Source organism: Streptococcus raffinosi, from assembly GCF_030284685.1.
In the GTDB taxonomy this organism is placed as follows: Bacteria; Bacillota; Bacilli; order Lactobacillales; family Streptococcaceae; genus Streptococcus; species Streptococcus raffinosi.
The window spans coordinates 128,899-146,229 of record NZ_JASUZV010000003.1 but is presented as its reverse complement, the minus strand read 5'-3'; the positions used below and the strand labels follow the sequence as shown (position 1 = coordinate 146,229).

The 17,331-nt window shown below is 40.6% G+C and carries 17 protein-coding genes and 1 riboswitch; of the genes, 16 read left to right on the top strand and 1 reads right to left on the bottom strand.

Annotated elements, in window-relative coordinates; translation table 11 throughout:
* Positions 1–113: 113 nt before the first annotated feature.
* On the bottom strand, positions 114–1,457 hold the full coding sequence (locus QRD39_RS03225; protein WP_002888394.1) for an alanine/glycine:cation symporter family protein: 1,344 nt from the start codon (positions 1,455–1,457) through the stop codon (positions 114–116).
* 95 nt (positions 1,458–1,552) lie between these two features.
* Positions 1,553–1,659, bottom strand: a riboswitch (glycine riboswitch).
* A gap of 312 nt (positions 1,660–1,971) precedes the next feature.
* Here QRD39_RS03225 and pcrA point away from each other — a divergent pair.
* The 16 genes from pcrA (at position 1,972) to pstB (ending at position 17,327) form a co-directional block, all read left to right on the top strand.
* Positions 1,972–4,281, top strand: coding sequence for a DNA helicase PcrA (pcrA, locus tag QRD39_RS03220; RefSeq protein WP_285955643.1), 2,310 nt, complete (start codon positions 1,972–1,974; stop codon positions 4,279–4,281).
* A 118-nt stretch (positions 4,282–4,399) separates the two neighbouring features.
* Positions 4,400–5,680, top strand: coding sequence for an O-acetylhomoserine aminocarboxypropyltransferase/cysteine synthase family protein (locus tag QRD39_RS03215; RefSeq protein WP_285955642.1), 1,281 nt, complete (start codon positions 4,400–4,402; stop codon positions 5,678–5,680).
* A 345-nt stretch (positions 5,681–6,025) separates the two neighbouring features.
* Positions 6,026–6,520: a thiol peroxidase gene (tpx, locus tag QRD39_RS03210; RefSeq protein ID WP_285955641.1), complete on the top strand. Its 495-nt coding sequence runs from the start codon at positions 6,026–6,028 to the stop codon at positions 6,518–6,520.
* 127 nt (positions 6,521–6,647) lie between these two features.
* On the top strand, positions 6,648–7,268 hold the full coding sequence (locus tag QRD39_RS03205) for a restriction endonuclease subunit S (RefSeq protein ID WP_164376224.1): 621 nt from the start codon (positions 6,648–6,650) through the stop codon (positions 7,266–7,268).
* Between the two features lie 86 nt (positions 7,269–7,354).
* A complete protein-coding gene (locus QRD39_RS03200; protein WP_004182516.1) occupies positions 7,355–7,588 on the top strand; it encodes a DUF1858 domain-containing protein in 234 nt (77 codons plus the stop codon).
* A gap of 1 nt (position 7,589) precedes the next feature.
* On the top strand, positions 7,590–8,927 hold the full coding sequence (locus QRD39_RS03195) for a DUF438 domain-containing protein (RefSeq protein WP_164376225.1): 1,338 nt from the start codon (positions 7,590–7,592) through the stop codon (positions 8,925–8,927).
* A gap of 113 nt (positions 8,928–9,040) precedes the next feature.
* Entirely contained in the window at positions 9,041–9,922 is an 882-nt protein-coding gene (gene truB, locus QRD39_RS03190) for a tRNA pseudouridine(55) synthase TruB (RefSeq protein ID WP_285955640.1), read from the top strand.
* Positions 9,919–10,839 carry a bifunctional riboflavin kinase/FAD synthetase gene (locus tag QRD39_RS03185; RefSeq protein WP_285955639.1) on the top strand — a complete coding sequence of 307 codons (921 nt, stop codon included), beginning with the start codon at positions 9,919–9,921 and terminating at the stop codon, positions 10,837–10,839. The genes truB and QRD39_RS03185 overlap by 4 nt, the downstream gene beginning before the upstream one ends.
* Before the next feature lie 59 nt (positions 10,840–10,898).
* On the top strand, positions 10,899–11,312 hold the full coding sequence (locus QRD39_RS03180; protein WP_002888379.1) for a Spx/MgsR family RNA polymerase-binding regulatory protein: 414 nt from the start codon (positions 10,899–10,901) through the stop codon (positions 11,310–11,312).
* Positions 11,305–11,586 (top strand): UPF0223 family protein, encoded by a 282-nt coding sequence (locus tag QRD39_RS03175; RefSeq protein ID WP_002888377.1) that lies wholly within the window; start codon positions 11,305–11,307, stop codon positions 11,584–11,586. The genes QRD39_RS03180 and QRD39_RS03175 overlap by 8 nt, the downstream gene beginning before the upstream one ends.
* On the top strand, positions 11,576–12,343 hold the full coding sequence (locus tag QRD39_RS03170) for an inositol monophosphatase family protein (protein WP_002888374.1): 768 nt from the start codon (positions 11,576–11,578) through the stop codon (positions 12,341–12,343). The genes QRD39_RS03175 and QRD39_RS03170 overlap by 11 nt, the downstream gene beginning before the upstream one ends.
* 74 nt (positions 12,344–12,417) lie before the next feature.
* Complete coding sequence (locus tag QRD39_RS03165; RefSeq protein ID WP_285955638.1) at positions 12,418–13,728, top strand: RsmF rRNA methyltransferase first C-terminal domain-containing protein; 1,311 nt, start codon at positions 12,418–12,420, stop codon at positions 13,726–13,728.
* A 118-nt stretch (positions 13,729–13,846) separates the two neighbouring features.
* Complete coding sequence (locus tag QRD39_RS03160) at positions 13,847–14,722, top strand: phosphate ABC transporter substrate-binding protein PstS family protein (RefSeq protein WP_285955637.1); 876 nt, start codon at positions 13,847–13,849, stop codon at positions 14,720–14,722.
* Between the two features lie 2 nt (positions 14,723–14,724).
* Entirely contained in the window at positions 14,725–15,639 is a 915-nt protein-coding gene (gene pstC, locus QRD39_RS03155) for a phosphate ABC transporter permease subunit PstC (protein WP_008534643.1), read from the top strand.
* Positions 15,629–16,513 carry a phosphate ABC transporter permease PstA gene (gene pstA / locus QRD39_RS03150; protein ID WP_285955636.1) on the top strand — a complete coding sequence of 295 codons (885 nt, stop codon included), beginning with the start codon at positions 15,629–15,631 and terminating at the stop codon, positions 16,511–16,513. Before pstC ends, pstA begins: the two co-directional genes overlap by 11 nt.
* 10 nt (positions 16,514–16,523) lie before the next feature.
* Positions 16,524–17,327, top strand: a complete 804-nt coding sequence (gene pstB, locus QRD39_RS03145; RefSeq protein WP_285955635.1) for a phosphate ABC transporter ATP-binding protein PstB — start codon at positions 16,524–16,526, stop codon at positions 17,325–17,327.
* Positions 17,328–17,331: the final 4 nt, after the last annotated feature.

Below are 17,331 nucleotides of genomic sequence, written 5' to 3'. Positions count from 1 at the left end.
GAATGTTTCTTTATTTGTGTTAAAACGAATTTATTTCATTGTAACGCAAATAAGCAGTAGTCGCAAGAATTGGCGCTGATAAAGACAAGAAAAAAGAGCCTGAGCTCTTTTCACTATTTGTGACGTTCAAAATATGATTTGGTCTCTTTGATAATAATTGGTGAGAGGACCAGAAGGGCAATCAAGTTAGGTAATGCCATCAAGCCGTTTACGATATCCGCAATTTTCCAAACAACATCGAGTGTTAGGTAGCCACCAAGAGCAACCATGATTACAAAGACAAGACGATAGAATGAGAGGAATTTGGTAGATTTGAAGATAAATTCGAAACAACGTTCCCCATAGTACGACCAACCTAGAACTGTCGTAAAGGCAAACAAGACTAAAGAAAGTGTTAGGGCAATTTCTCCAAAAGTTCCGAAAACAGAAGAGAAGGCCGCTTGTGTCATTGGTGCCCCTTCTAAGCTACCAGACCATTGTCCAGTTACGAGAATAGCAAGTCCGGTAAGGGTACAAATGATGATAGTATCGATGAAGGTACCTGTCATAGAAATCAAACCTTGTTCAACAGGTTCTTCAGTCTTGGCTGCAGCAGCGGCGATAGGGGCAGAACCAAGACCTGATTCATTAGAAAATACCCCACGCGCAATACCAAGTCGCATTGCGACCATGACAGTTGCTCCAGCAAAACCTCCGACAGCAGCTTTACCAGTAAAGGCTGATTGGAAAACCATTTCAAGCACAGGGAACAGCTGATTGAAGTTAGCAAAGATGACAATAAGTGCAGCAATGATGTAAAGACCAGCCATAAATGGCACAACTTTTTCAGATACTTTTGAAATAGATTGAATACCACCGAAAATGATAGCAGCAGTGATAAGGGCTAAGATCACACTGACAATTTTTGGTGACCAATCAAAGCTGTTTTGAAGAGATGCTGTGATTGAGTTAACCTGTGAGAAGGTACCAATACCCAACCATGCGACAAGCACACCGGCAAAGGCAAAGAAGTAGGCCAAAGGCTTAGCGATTGTTTGCCATTTCCCTTTAAAGCCATTGGTAATATAGTACATTGGACCTCCAGAGACATTCCCCTGATCGTCAAGTGTACGGAATTTGATAGCTAAAAGTCCTTCGGCATATTTAGTTGCCATACCGAAGAAGGCAGCAATCCACATCCAGAAAAGGGCACCAGGTCCACCAGTCTTAATGGCTGTTGCAACCCCGACAATATTACCAGTACCGACAGTTGCAGCAAGAGCTGTCGCAAGGGCTGCAAAACTAGAAATATCACCTTCCCCTTTATCTTCAGCAAAGATAAGTTTAAAGGCTTTAGGCAGACGAATGATTTGCAAAAGTCCTAGACGGATTGTAAGGTAGATACCAGTTCCTACAAGAAGGACAAGAAGGGGAGGTCCCCATACAAAGTCATCAATGGAAGTGAAAAAGTCTAACATAAGTTTAGAATCTCCTTAAACCGAGACGCCAAAAAAGAGGTTTGGCTTAACCAGACCTCTGAAAATACAAAGCTATTCATACAAGTTAAAAACTTGCAATGCTTTCTGTCCTTTTACCTGAGAGTTTCGGGTGTTATCCCTTGCCCCTTCGGTGTCTTGTAAACAGCAGTAGCTGCTTCAAGCTCTCTCCAGAAGTCCGTCAATCACCAGTCATCCTGATGATGTCATTCGGTTAATATTTTATTGTGACTATATCTTACCGAAAAAACCGAACACTGTCAATACCTATTTTCTTAATTAGCCTAAAAAATCCGAATATTACGTTTTCATTATTGCACAAGAACAAGTAAATCTCACATAGCTTAGCTATCATATCAAGAATGTCTAGCAAATATCCTAGTTTGAAACAAGCAACTCAAGTTTAGAGAATTTGATGACAATCATGACTACAGTCTGCATTTTCATCGGAAAAATGATAAAATAGTAGAGCTTATTTTTGAGAATGGAGAACATGATGAACCCATTATTAAACGGTATGAATGATAAACAATCAGAAGCAGTTCAAACGACTGAAGGACCTCTTTTGATTATGGCCGGTGCAGGTTCCGGTAAGACACGAGTACTTACCCACCGCATTGCCTACCTAATTGACGAAAAAATGGTCAATCCTTGGAATATTTTGGCCATCACCTTTACCAATAAAGCAGCTCGTGAGATGCGTGAACGTGCTATGGCTTTAAATCCAGCAACTTCAGAAACTTTGATTGCGACCTTCCATAGTATGTGCGTGCGAATTCTTCGTCGTGAAGCGGACCATATTGGCTATAACCGAAACTTCACTATCGTGGATCCTGGAGAACAACGCACTCTGATGAAGCGTATTCTCAAGAATCTTAATCTTGATCCTAAAAAATGGAATGAGCGTGCTATTTTAGGGACGATTTCCAATGCTAAAAACGACCTTTTAGATGAAGTGGCATATGAACATCAGGCTGGCGACATGTACACCCAAATCGTTGCTAAATGTTACAAAGCCTATCAAGAAGAGCTTCGTCGTAGTGAGGCCATGGATTTCGACGATTTGATTATGATGACTTTGCGTCTCTTTGATAAAAATCCAGATGTGCTCGCTTATTATCAGCAACGTTATCAGTACATTCATGTGGATGAGTACCAAGATACTAACCATGCTCAATATCAGTTAGTGAAACTCTTGGCTTCTCGCTTTAAGAATATCTGTGTCGTGGGTGATGCAGACCAATCAATCTACGGTTGGCGTGGGGCTGATATGCAAAATATTCTTGATTTTGAGAAAGACTATCCCGAAGCCAAGGTAGTTCTCCTGGAAGAAAATTACCGTTCGACTAAGAAAATTCTCCAAGCGGCCAACGAGGTGATTAAGAACAACCGCAACCGCCGTCCTAAAAAACTTTGGACTCAAAATGATGACGGAGAACAAATCGTTTATTACCGTGCTAATGACGAGCGGGATGAAGCTGTTTTCGTAGCTTCAACGATTAATAACGTCGTTCGTGAAGAAGGTAAGAACTTTAAAGACTTTGCAGTCCTCTACCGTACCAACGCCCAATCTCGTACCATTGAAGAAGCCTTGCTCAAGTCTAATATTCCTTATACCATGGTTGGAGGTACCAAGTTCTACAGTCGTAAAGAAATTCGTGACGTCATTTCTTATCTGAACTTGATTGCCAACCCTGCGGATAATATTAGCTTTGAACGTGTCGTGAATGAACCGAAACGTGGGGTCGGTCCTGGTACTCTTGAAAAGATTCGTACCTTTGCCTACGAGCAGGATATGAGTCTTCTAGATGCTTCCGCTAATATTATGTTGTCACCGATTAAAGGGAAAGCAGCTCAAGGCGTTTATGACTTTGCTAATGTTATTCTGAATCTACGCAACAAGCTAAATGACTTAAGTATTACCGAAGTTGTTGAAGCTGTCTTGGACCAATCTGGTTATCTAGACGCGCTTTCAATGCAACAAACGCTTGAAAGTCAGGCACGTATTGAAAATATCGAAGAGTTCATGTCTGTAACCAAGAATTTCGACGAAACCAATACAGATGAGACCGAAGACGAGACGGGTATTGACCGTTTAGGACGTTTCTTGAACGATCTGGCTTTGATTGCTGACACGGACGATGGTGATGTCGAAGCAGCAGAAGTAACCTTAATGACCCTCCACGCTGCTAAAGGGCTTGAATTTCCAGTTGTCTTTCTGATTGGTATGGAAGAAGGCGTCTTTCCCTTGTCGCGTGCTTCAGAAGAGCCAGATGAGCTTGAAGAAGAACGTCGCTTGGCTTACGTAGGAATTACCCGTGCTGAAGAAATTCTTTTCCTAACCAATGCCAATACTCGTACGCTTTTTGGTAAGACTAATTACAACCGTCCAAGTCGTTTCTTGCGAGAAATCTCAGATGATTTATTGCAATATCAAGGACTTGCACGTCCTGCTAATTCATCTTTTGGTGTTCGTTTTACAAAGGATGAACCAACACAATTTGGTCAGGGGATGAGCTTACAACAAGCGCTTCAGATCAGAAAAGCCAATGCACAACCGCAAAGACATACTGGCGCTCAGCCATTTTCAAAAGCTACCGGAGGGCTACCATTCGGAAAAACATCTGACTCAAGCAAGACAGCAACAGACTGGGAAATTGGCGACATCGCCCATCACAAGAAGTGGGGAGACGGAACTGTCCTAGAAGTGACTGGTAGTGGTAAAACCCAAGAACTTAAAATTAAATTCCCAGAGGTGGGACTTAAAAAAGTTCTAGCAAGTGTTGCACCCATTGAAAAGAAATAAAAGGACCGAAAGGTTCTTTTTATAAACCCTATCTATCACTATGATAAGAAATTTCTATTAGACAGCTTGACTTGCTAGGTGTAGAATGAAGGCAACTTTTGTTTTGGAGGAAACACATATGACACGAGAATTTTCATTTGAAACCCTACAATTGCATGCTGGACAAGCCCCTGATAAGGAAGCTAAATCACGTGCGGTTCCTATTTACCAAACAACTTCATACGTTTTTGATAATGCTCAAGAAGGTGAAGACCTCTTTGCCCTTAGAAAACCTGGTAACATTTACACTCGTATTACCAACCCTACTGTAGCAGTCCTTGAAGACCGTATTGCTGCACTAGAAGGTGGTGTTGGTGCCTTGGCAACTGCTTCAGGTATGGCTGCTATCACTTATGTAGTACTTGGTTTGGCACACGCTGGAGATCATGTTGTTGCTGCAACAACGCTTTATGGTGGAACTTTTAACCTCTTGAAAGAAACACTCCCACGTTATGGGGTCACAACAACTTTTGTTGACGTCAACAATCCTGAAGAAGTAGAAGCTGCAATCAAAGAAAATACAAAACTTGTCTTGATTGAGTCTTTGGGTAACCCACTTATCAACATTCCAGATTTTGAAAAGATTGCTGACATCGCTCACAGTCATAAGATTCCATTGGTGGCTGACAATACATTCGGTACACCTTATCTTATTAACGTTATTTCTCATGGTGTAGATATCGTGGTTCACTCTGCGACTAAATTTATCGGTGGACATGGGACAACTATCGGAGGCCTTATCGTCGATTCTGGTAAATTCGATTGGGAAGCTTCAGGTAAATTCCCACAATTGGTGGATGAAGATCCTTCTTACCACAATATCAGTTATACACGTGATGTCGGTGCAGCAGCGTTTATTACTGCCCTCCGTACACAACTTTTGCGTGATACAGGTGCAGCCTTGGCACCTTTCAATGCCTTCTTGCTCTTGCAAGGCCTTGAAACCCTCTCACTTCGTGTAGAACGCCACGTCGAAAATACGAAAAAAATCGTAGATTTCTTGGAAAACCATCCAAAAGTTGAGAAAGTAAACTATCCTGGATTGCCATCAAGTCCTTACTATGACTTGGCACAAAAATACTTCCCTAAAGGACCAGGTTCTATTTTCACTTTCCATGTTAAGGGCGGACAAGATGAAGCTCGTACAGTCATTGATAACCTTGAAATCTTCTCAGACCTTGCCAACGTTGCCGATGCAAAATCATTGGTTGTTCACCCTGCAACAACAACCCATCAACAATTGGCAGAAGAAGATTTGCTTGCCTGCGGTGTCACTCCAAATCAAATTCGAATCTCTGTCGGTTTGGAAAATGCAGATGATTTGATTGAAGATTTGAAACTTGCCTTGGAAAAAATCTAAAAGTATTATAATACGAATGGACTCAGCATCTAGTTGGGTCTTTTTCGGATAGCTTGAATCACATATTAAAATAAGCTATAACATCACATTCTTAAAGAGATTTAAGCAGCAAACATCTCAACATTTTTAAAATCAAACTATCGATAAATGGTGGTATTATAATACAACGTTTCTATGATAAAGCTCCTCAAAAGTAATTAAATACATGCTTATTACGAAAGGAAGTTCGCAGATAGATATATCTTCTGTGATTATGAAATGCTCTTTGTTAAAAATTTATAAGCAAATGGTTAGTCATGTTCTAGTATTTAAAGTACAATAAAGAAAAACTATTGGAGGAATATTATGCCAACATTTATCGGAAAACCAGTTACAGTAGCTGAAGACAAACAACTTCAAGTAGGAGATACTTTGCGTGATTTTACATTGACTACAACAGATTTAAGTCAAAAATCACTATCAGATTTCGATGGAAAGAAAAAAGTTATCTCTATAGTTCCATCTATTGATACAGGTATCTGCTCAACGCAAACACGTACTTTTAACAAAGAGTTATCAGAACTAGATGATACTGTGGTAATTACTATCTCTGTAGACCTACCATTTGCACAAGCTCGTTGGTGCGGTGCTGAGGGACTTGAAAATGCTATTATGCTTTCTGACTACTACGATAACCGCTTCGGAAGAGCGTATGGTGTTCTTATTGAAGAATGGCACCTATTAGCGCGTGCTGTTTTAGTAGCTGATGCTGATAACAAGATTACTTACGTGGAATATCTGGAAAATATTAATACAGATCCAAACTATGAAGCAGCAGTAGCAGCCGTTAAGAGCTTGTAATTAAGAGACCTAGTCTCTTTTTTTATTTTATATTTATTGCAGTTTTTACTTGCAAAAGTATTAGCTTCTTGCTATTATTGTATAGCAATACTCATTAAGGATACTCGAATATAAGAAAGGAGATTCAATGACTGAAAAAGAAAGACCTCAATTGATTGTCAATTATGAAGCTAATACTGATAAGCTTATTCGTTTAGGTGATGTTGTTGACCAGTTCAAAGGCAAAGCTGTCCCTGCTAAGGCAGAACCTGGCGAATTTGCTGTCATTAATCTATCGGATATGACACCAAGCGGTATTTCATATAAAGACCTTAAAACTTTTTCTGAAGAACGTCGTAAGCTCTTACGGTTTTTGCTAGAGGATGGTGATGTCCTCATCGCTTCAAAAGGGACAGTGCAAAAAGTAGCTGTTTTTGAGGATCAAGGTAAACGTGAAGTGGTTGCCTCATCAAATATTACAGTTCTTCGTCCTAAAGAAAAACTTCGTGGGTTCTACATCAAATTTTTCCTTGAGACTGATATTGGACGTACTTATTTAGATTATGCTGATAAGGGTAAGGCCGTCCTCAACTTATCGACTGCTGACCTCTTGGATATTAAAATCCCTGAGATACCAATTGTTAAGCAAGATTATCAGATTGCCGCTTATTTACGTGGCCGTGCTGATTTCCATCGTAAGATGGTTCGTGCAGAGCAAGAGTGGGAGAATATCCAACATAATGTTACGGAAGCTCTATTTGGAAACTAATTAAAGGCACAGACTCAGGTTTGTTGGCCTTTTTTCATTATTCTCGTGTATAATGGTAGTAGTAAATATGTTATTAGGAGGTCACAATGACAACCAACACTATAGATTTATCACAACCAGTCGCAACCATCATTAAAGAGCATCCAGAGGTTAAGGATTTACTGATTGATCTCGGTTTCAAGCCCTTGTCCAACCCTGCTATGCTAAATACTGTCGGTAAGGTAACCAGTCTAAAAGCTGGCTCTAAGTTAGCTAATATTCCCCTAGATAAAATTAAGCAAACCTTACTATTCAATGGATATGATGTCATCGGAGACTGATATGGAAAACAATCGTATTCAAATACTCAAAGAAATTCTACTAGATTTGCACCATGGAGCCAGTCCTGAGAGTGTTCAAGAGCGCTTCAATCAACATTTCAAGGGAGTTTCTGCCCTTGAAATCTCTATGATGGAACATGAACTGATGGCATCTGAAGAAGGAGTTACTTTTGAAGATGTCATGAGCCTCTGTAATGTACATGCTAACCTCTTTAAAGGAGCCATTGCAGATGTGGAGGTAGCAGACGCTGATCAAGAAGGCCACCCAGTTTATGTGTTTAAACAAGAGAATTTAGCCCTACGTTCAGCTATTCTCCGTATTCGACGTATCATAGAAAATATCAGTAAGCCTGAAAATGAAGAGTTTAAATCTGACCTAGTAAATGGGCTTAAGCATCAGATGTCATTACTTGGTCAATTCCATAATCATTACACACGTAAAGAAAAGCTCTTCTTTCCAATTATGGAGCGTTACGGTCATGACTCCCCGCCAAAAGTGATGTGGGGTGTAGACGATGACATCCGAAAACTTTTTAGAGTAGCAGAAGCTAAACTCAAAGCACTTCCAGAAGGTGCTTTAGAAGAGTTTTCAAAAGCATTTGAAGCCTTTTCGGAAGAGTTTGAAGCTATGATTTTCAAGGAAGAAGCCATCCTACTTATGATTCTGCTAGAAACCTTCACGCAGGATGATTGGCTTTCCATTGCTGAGGAGAGCGATGCCTATGGCTATGCTATTATAAAGCCTACAGCTATCTGGAAGCCTAAGCGAGAGCGTTTTGATGATACTGTACTAGAAGAAAAGTCTAGTCCAAAAGCTGAGGAGAATATCGGCAATACACGTGTCATAGATACCCCTGAAGGGCAATTCACCATCAGCTTCACACCGAAACCAAAGGCTGAAACTATCGTAGATAGAGAAACCACACAGCCTTTTGGCAATGGTTATTTATCTGTTGAACAGGCCAATCTCATCCTCAATCATCTCCCTTTGGAAATCACTTTCGTTAATAAAGATGATATTTTCCAATACTATAACGACAATGTTCCAGCCAATGAAATGGTCTTTAAACGAACACCTAGTCAAATTGGACGGAATGTTGAACTTTGTCATCCGCCAAAAGTCCTTGACAAGGTCAAGAAAATCTTTGACTTACTCAGAAGTGGTGAGCGTGACCAAGTACCAATGTGGTTCAAATCTGAACGTCTAGGAAAATTCGTCTACGTCACCTATGCTGCTGTACGAGACGATAAAGGAGACTTTCAGGGCGTCCTAGAGTATGTCCAAGATATCCAGCCTTTCTTTGAGCTAGATAGCGACCTCAAAAGGGATATTGATTAAAAAGAAGAAGTAAATGTGACGTTATAAACATCTGAAGAGGCTAGAGAATTTACTCTTGGCCTCTTTATGTTTCTACCTAGCTCTTTATGCTTGCTTTTGATATAATTAAAAGTATGATTTCGGGAATTATTAATCTAAAAAAAGAAGCTGGAATGACCAGTCACGATGCAGTATTTAAACTGCGCAAAATTTTACATGAAAAGAAAATCGGACACGGTGGAACCCTAGATCCTGATGTTACTGGTGTTTTACCCATAGCAGTTGGAAAGGCTACTCGTGTCATTGAATACATGACTGAAGCTGGCAAGGTCTATGAGGGAGAAATTACCATTGGCTTTTCGACAACGACCGAAGATGCCAGCGGTGACGTCGTCCAAACAACACCTTTAACAGAGCTGGATGAAGAATCTGTTGATAAAGCCATGTCTAGTTTTGAGGGCCAAATCACACAAATCCCACCGATGTACTCAGCAGTTAAAGTCAACGGGAAAAAACTTTACGAATATGCACGCACCGGCCAAGAAGTCGAACGTTCACAACGCCAAGTGACAATTACAGAGTTTGTTCGTACCTCACCTATTAAGCTTGAAAACGGCACTGCAAGATTTACCTTCCGTGTTGCTTGTAGCAAAGGAACTTATGTCCGTACCTTATCTGTCGACTTAGGTGCTAAACTTGGTTATGCTAGCCACATGTCTGCTCTGCGTCGAACAGCTTCAGCAGGGTTAACGTTAGATTTAGCCCTAACCCTCTCACAAATTTCAGAAATGGTAGAAGCAGGGGATGAATCTTTCTTACTCCCTATCGAATTTGGTGTTCAGGACCTACCGGCTGCGCAAGTCACTGAAGAAGATGCCAAAGAAATCTCATTTGGTCGCTTTATTTCCTTAGAGAGCCAAGAACCTCTGGTAGCTGCCTTTTTGGGTGACAAGGTTCTAGCCATCATGGAAAAGCGACATCACGTCTATAAACCTAGAAAAGTATTAATCCAATGAAAGTAACGTCCATTAACGATTATAAAGATATCCATCAGGAGAAGGGAACAGTCCTTGTCTTAGGCTATTTCGATGCGCTTCACCGTGGTCATAAAGTCCTGTTTGATAAGGCACGTCAGATTGCTGATGAGAAACAGCTTGAAGTAGCTGTCCTTACCTTTAACGAGAGTCCGCAACTGACATTCCAACGCTATACAGATGACCTCCTTCTTCATATCACTGCACCTCAAAGACGTTGTGATCTTTTTGAAGCTTACGGAACAGATCAACTTTATTTAACAGATTTCAATAGTGATTTTGCCCGAACCAGTTCTGATGACTTCATTGCCCGTTATATTAAGCGTTTGAAGGCTCAAGAGATTGTTGTGGGATTTGATTACAAGTTTGGACACCATCGAACGGATGCAGACTATTTAGCTCGAAATTTTTCCGGAAGGGTACATGTCATTGAAGAGCAACAAAGTGATGGTGAAAAAATTTCATCGACTCGTGTTCGCCAGTTGATTAGAGAAGGTAAGGTTAAAGAGGCTAATGACCTCTTGGGACATGAATTCTCTACACGAGGTATTGTGGTCCACGGAGATGCGCGTGGACGCACTATTGGTTTTCCAACGGCCAATCTAGCACCAATTGATAGAACCTTTCTACCAGCTGATGGGGTTTACGTTGCTGACGTCGTCATTGATGGAAAACGCTATCGTTCTATGACCAGCTTGGGTAAAAATGTCACCTTTGGAGGGACAGAACTGCGTCTTGAAGCCAACATCTTTGATTTTGAAGGCGACATCTATGGGAAAACGATTGAAGTCTTCTGGCTAGAATATATCCGTGATATGGTTAAGTTTAATAGCATAGATGAACTTTGTGAACAATTGAATACAGACAAAAAAATCGCAGAAAATTTTAAGAAAGCGTAGCCAAAACTATACAAATATTGTATAATAATTAGGAATGTTAAAGTGAAAGGGGCGTTTGCATGGTAACTTTATTTTTATCACCTAGCTGCACCAGCTGTAGGAAAGCAAGAGCCTGGTTGACCAATCATGAAGTTGCTTTTAACGAACACAATATTATCACAAGCCCATTAACACACGATGAGTTGATGAGGATTTTGTCTTATACAGAAAATGGTACAGAGGATATCATTTCAACCCGTTCAAAAGTCTTTCAAAAATTAAACATCGATGTAGATGATTTAACCATCAAGGAACTTATTCAATTGATTTCTGAATATCCAAATCTTCTTCGTCGACCTATCATTATGGATAACAAACGCATGCAAATTGGGTTTAATGAAGATGAAATTCGTGCTTTTTTGCCTCGTGACTATAGAAAGCAAGAACTACGTCAAGCGACCATTCGTGCTGAAATTGAGGGTAACAATGACTAAAGGAAATTATTCCTACCCACTCGATCCATCATGGAGCACTGAGGAAATTACCACAGTGCTTCATTTTTTGAGTCAGGTAGAAAAAGCATACGAAAGCAAGGTTGATCGTGATCAACTCTTGCAAGCCTATAAAGCATTTAAGATTGTTGTCCCCGGAAAGGCACCTGAAAAGCAACTCGACAAGGCTTTTGAAGAAGCTAGCGGTTTTTCAACCTACCAAGCTATCAAAGCCGCCAAAGCACAAGATAAAGGATTAATCTCACTTGGAAAATAAATTGAGTTTCGCAAAAGAAATCATAAAAGAAGCTGGAGATTTTATTAAAGACAGTTTGTCAAAAACGATAACAGTCGAAGAAAAGACAGCTTTTGATGATTTAGTAACTAATATTGATAAGCAAACACAAGATTTACTCGTTGCTAGGATTCAATCTGCTTTCCCTACGGATCATATTTTTGCAGAAGAAAATGGCCTAGTTCATGATATAAAAGATGGCAATGTCTGGGTCTTGGATCCTATTGACGGAACAGTCAATTTTATTGTTCAACAAGAAAATTTTTGTGTCATGATTGCTTACTACGAAGAGGGCCAAGGAAAATTCGGCCTCATTTATAACGTCATGGCTGATGAACTTTTCTACGGTGGTGGCCAATTCGATGTTTATTGTAATGACAAGTTACTTCCAGTATATCAAGATCGTCCTTTAAATCGATGTCTAGTTGCTAGTAATGCAGCCATGTTTGCTAAAAATTTTCATGGCCTCCAAAGCTTTATTAATAAAACCTTGGGCGTACGTGTTTATGGTGGTGCCGGTTTAAGTATGTCAAAAGTCCTATCCGGTCAAATTTTAGCCTACTTTTCTGTCATTTACCCGTGGGACTATGCTGCAGCAAGTATTATGGGCGAAAAATTAGGTTATCAGCTTGAGACCATTAACGGAGAAGCTCTTGATTACTCTAGTCGTCAGGCGGTAATGCTTGTTCCTAAAGCAAAGCTCAATGACATTAAAACCATTATGAGCTCTAAAGATTAATTGAATAAATATACTGGACAAATCAGGACCATAAGTCCTCTTGGTTGGTCCAGTTTTTTAATAGAAAGGAAACTATGGAATTTCCATTAGATTTTGTAGAAAAATACACTGGCTTATTGGGTAAAGAAGCGGATAACTTCTTCGCATCTTTTGACCAGGAAGCCGTATCTGCCTATCGCACAAATCCTCTTAAAAAGCAGCAGAAAAACTATCCTGATGCTATTCCTGAAACACTTTGGGGTCATTACGGGAAAATTTCTGGGAAATCTTCTGACCATGCGACTGGTTTGGTCTATTCTCAGGAACCTGCAGCTCAAATGGTCGCTCAAGTTGCAGCTCCAGCCAAGGGAAGTCGTGTCTTAGATTTAGCAGCTGCTCCAGGCGGAAAATCTACCCATCTTCTAAGCTATCTAGACAATACAGGACTGCTTGTTAGCAATGAAATCAATCCCAAACGTAGCAAGATTTTAGTTGAAAATATTGAACGTTTTGGTGCTAGAAATGTCGTGGTGACTAATACGTCAGCCGATAAACTAGCTAAAGTTTTCAAAAATTACTTTAATACGATTGTCTTTGATGGACCATGTTCTGGTGAAGGAATGTTCCGCAAAGACCCTGATGCAATCCAATATTGGCACAAGGACTATCCGAGTGAGCTAGCACAATTGCAGAAGGACATCTTAACAGATGGTTTGAAGATGCTTGCCCCAGGTGGCCAATTAATCTACTCAACCTGCACCTGGTCCCCTGAGGAGAATGAAGGTGTGGTCTCTTGGATTTTAGAGAATTACCCTGACCTTGAATTGGTAGACATTCCGAAACAAAATGGTATGTGTCATGGAATCAATTTTCCAGAAACAGCTCGTATGTATCCGCATCATTTTAAGGGTGAAGGGCAATTTGTGGCAAAATTTCAAGATCAGCGCCTAACCGAGCAAAAGCGTATCAAAGAAGGGAAATCTAACCTCAATAAGGAGCAGAAGCAACTTTGGGAAGCCTTTGCTAAAAAGCACCTTAAAACACATCTAGATGGTTTACTTCAGGTTTTTGGAGATAATCTTTTCTTACTTCCTAATGGTCTTCCAGATCTTTCCAAAGTGAAAATCGCTCGTAACGGTTTGCATCTAGGAATTTTCAAGAAGAAACGTTTCGAACCAAGTTTTGCACTCGGAATGGCACTAACCTCTGATGAAGTTGTTTCAAGTCTATCCCTCAATCAAGAGCAGTTTGCCCAGTATGTTTCAGGCAATGTGGTTACTTTAGACCAAGTCCTTCCTAACGGTTGGTATCAATTATTGGTTGACGGCAATGGGTTTGGATTTGCCAAAGTCGTTGGAAATACCGTAAAAAATTACTATCCAAAGGGGTTGAGATACCATATCTGACAGCCTGTAATCAAAGTTTAATGTGACTTAATCATCCTATCCTTGGTATAATTAAAGAGATGTCTTTTAGAAGCCTATATATTACGCTATTTTGTTACAAAAATCTCGGAGGACAAAAATGAAAAAAACAAAAGTCCTTGCAGTGATTTTATCACTAGCAATGGCCACACTAGTCTTAACTGGCTGTGCCTCTTGGATTGACCGTGGTCAGTCCATTACAGCAGTTGGGTCTACGGCTCTTCAACCTTTAGTGGAAGCAGCAGCAGATGGTTTCGCTGAAAAGAGCCCTGAAAAAATTGTTAATGTCCAAGGGGGTGGTTCCGGTACAGGGCTTTCACAAGTTCAATCTGGAGCTGTCCAAATCGGTAACAGCGATCTCTTTGCTGAGGAAAAATCTGGAATAGATGCTAGTAAGCTTGTTGACTTTCAAGTTGCTGTTGCTGGCATTGCCGTTATTACCAATAAAGAAGTTGCTGTTGACAACCTAACAACAGAGCAACTTCGTAAAATTTTCACAGGCGAAATTACAAACTGGAAACAACTCGGTGGACAGGATTTGGACATTACCATCATCAACCGTGCAGCAAGTTCAGGATCACGTGCCACTTTTGATGCTGTCATTATGGACGGAAAATCTCCTATTCGCACGCAAGAGCAAGATTCTAACGGAATGGTTAAGTCAATTGTCGCTCAAACCCCTGGAGCGATTTCATACTTATCATTTGCTTACCTTGATGACTCTGTTAAAACATTGAAGCTTAATGGCTTTGAACCAAAGGCTGAAAATGTTGCAACTAATGATTGGCCAATCTGGTCTTACGAACATATGTATACTAAAGGTAAGCCCGATGGTTATACAAAACAATTCCTAGACTATATGATGAGCGATGAAGTTCAAGAGAACGTCGTTTCAAAAATGGGTTACATTTCCATCCATAGTATGAAAGTAACAAAGGATGCTGATGGTAAAGTCACAAAGAAGAGTGAGGAGTAAGCATGAAAAATGAAGATTTGGTGAAGCAGTTAACATCACCCTCTAAAAATTCACGCCTCGAAAAGTTTGGTAAAACAATCACTTTTCTTTGCCTAGCTTTGATTGTTTTCATTGTAGCAATGATTTTACTATTCGTAGCCCAAAAAGGACTAGCTACTTTCTTTGTCAATAAGGTTAGTTTGATTGAGTTCCTCTTTAGTGGGAATTGGTCACCATCTGAAGGGAAATTCGGGGCGCTGCCAATGATTTTGGGCTCATTCGTGGTTACCCTACTTTCAGCCTTAGTAGCAACGCCATTTGCTATTGGGGCAGCCATCTTTATGACTGAAATTTCTCCTAAGGGGGCTAAATTCCTGCAACCTGCTATTGAACTTTTGGTTGGGATTCCATCTGTTGTATATGGATTCATTGGTCTCCAAGTCGTGGTCCCATTTGTTCGTTTCATTTTTGGTGGTACAGGATTTGGTATCCTTTCAGGTACCTTTGTCTTGTTCGTCATGATTTTACCAACCGTAACCTTTATGACGACAGACACGCTTCGTGCGGTACCACGTCACTATCGTGAAGCCAGTCTTGCCATGGGGGCTACTCGCTGGCAAACCATTTGGCGAGTGACGCTTAATGCGGCTAAACCAGGTATCTTCACGGCCGTTATCTTCGGTATGGCCCGTGCCTTCGGTGAGGCTCTTGCCATCCAGATGGTCGTCGGAAATTCTGCTGTGGTTCCAACTTCTTTAACCACACCGGCAGCAACCTTGACATCTGTATTGACTATGGGAATCGGAAATACCGTCATGGGCACAGTTTCAAACAATGTCCTCTGGTCACTTGCTCTGGTACTCTTATTAATGAGCCTCGGTTTCAATATGTTGGTTAAATTCATTACCCGTGAAAGAAAGAGAAATTATGAACGCTAAAAAAATTGATAAAATTGCCATCGGCACACTCTATGTGATTGCTGGCATTATTGTAACAATACTAGCAGCCTTGATTCTCTATATCTTGGTTCGTGGGTTACCACACATTAGCTGGTCTTTCTTGACAAGTCGATCATCGTCCTACAAAGCCGGAGGAGGAATTGGTGTTCAACTCTACAATTCATTCTTTCTTTTAGTGATTACCTTGATTATTTCTGTTCCTCTTTCAATGGGAGCAGGTATTTATCTTTCCGAATACGCTAAAAAAGGAAGACTGACAAACTTTGTAAGGACTTGTATTGAGATTCTTTCATCACTACCATCAGTAGTAGTTGGACTTTTTGGTTATTTGATTTTCGTTGTCCAATTTCAGTATGGTTTTTCAATTCTATCAGGTGCCTTGGCACTTACCGTTTTTAACCTACCACAAATGACACGTACTGTTGAAGATAGTCTAAGAACGGTTCACCATACCCAGCGTGAAGCAGGTCTTGCTTTAGGCTTGTCTCGCTGGGAAACCATCTGTTATGTTGTCGTACCAGAGGCCTTACCAGGAATTGTAACTGGGATTGTACTTGCATCTGGCCGTATTTTTGGAGAAGCAGCAGCACTTATTTACACAGCTGGTCAATCAGCACCGGCCCTTAACTGGGGTGACTGGAATCCACTTTCTATCTCTAGTCCGATTTCGATCTTCCGCCAAGCTGAGACGCTTGCTGTTCACATCTGGAAAGTCAATTCTGAAGGGACGACACCTGACGCTACAGCTGTATCAGCTGGTTCAGCAGCAGTACTCTTAATTTTCATTTTGATTTTCAACTTTGGTGCACGTCGTTTAGGGGCCTACCTCCACAAGAAATTAACATCCGCTTAAAGGAGTTACCATGACTAAATACAATTGGGATGAGCGTCATATTATCACCTTCCCAGAGAAGGAGCTCGCTCTTGAAACCAAGGACTTACATGTCTACTATGGCCAAAAAGAAGCCATCAAAGGTATTGATATGAAGTTCGAAAAAAATAAAATTACGGCTCTGATTGGGCCTTCGGGATGTGGAAAATCAACCTTCCTTCGTAGTTTAAACCGTATGAATGATACTATTGATATTGCCAAGGTCACTGGACAAATTCTATATGAAGGCGTCGATGTTAATGCTAGTAATATCAATGTTTATGAAATGCGCAAACATATTGGCATGGTCTTTCAGCGTCCTAATCCTTTTGCCAAGTCTATTTATAAAAATATTACCTTTGCCCACGAACGTAAAGGGGTGAGAGACAAACAAACCTTGGATGAAATTGTTGAAACCTCACTTAAGCAGGCTGGACTTTGGGATCAGGTGAAAGATGATCTTCATAAATCAGCCTTTACCCTATCAGGCGGTCAGCAGCAACGGCTTTGTATAGCAAGGGCCATTGCTGTTAAACCACGTATCCTTCTCATGGATGAACCTGCCGCCTCACTGGACCCTCTTGCCACGATGCAACTAGAAGAAACCATGTTTGAACTTAAGGAAAACTACTCTATTATCATCGTAACGCACAATATGCAACAAGCAGCGCGTGCTAGTGATTATACAGCTTTCTTCTACCTTGGTGACCTCATCGAATACGACAAAACTAAGAAAATCTTCCAAGATGCTGCCCTACAGTCAACCAGTGACTATGTCTCAGGACGCTTTGGATAGAAAG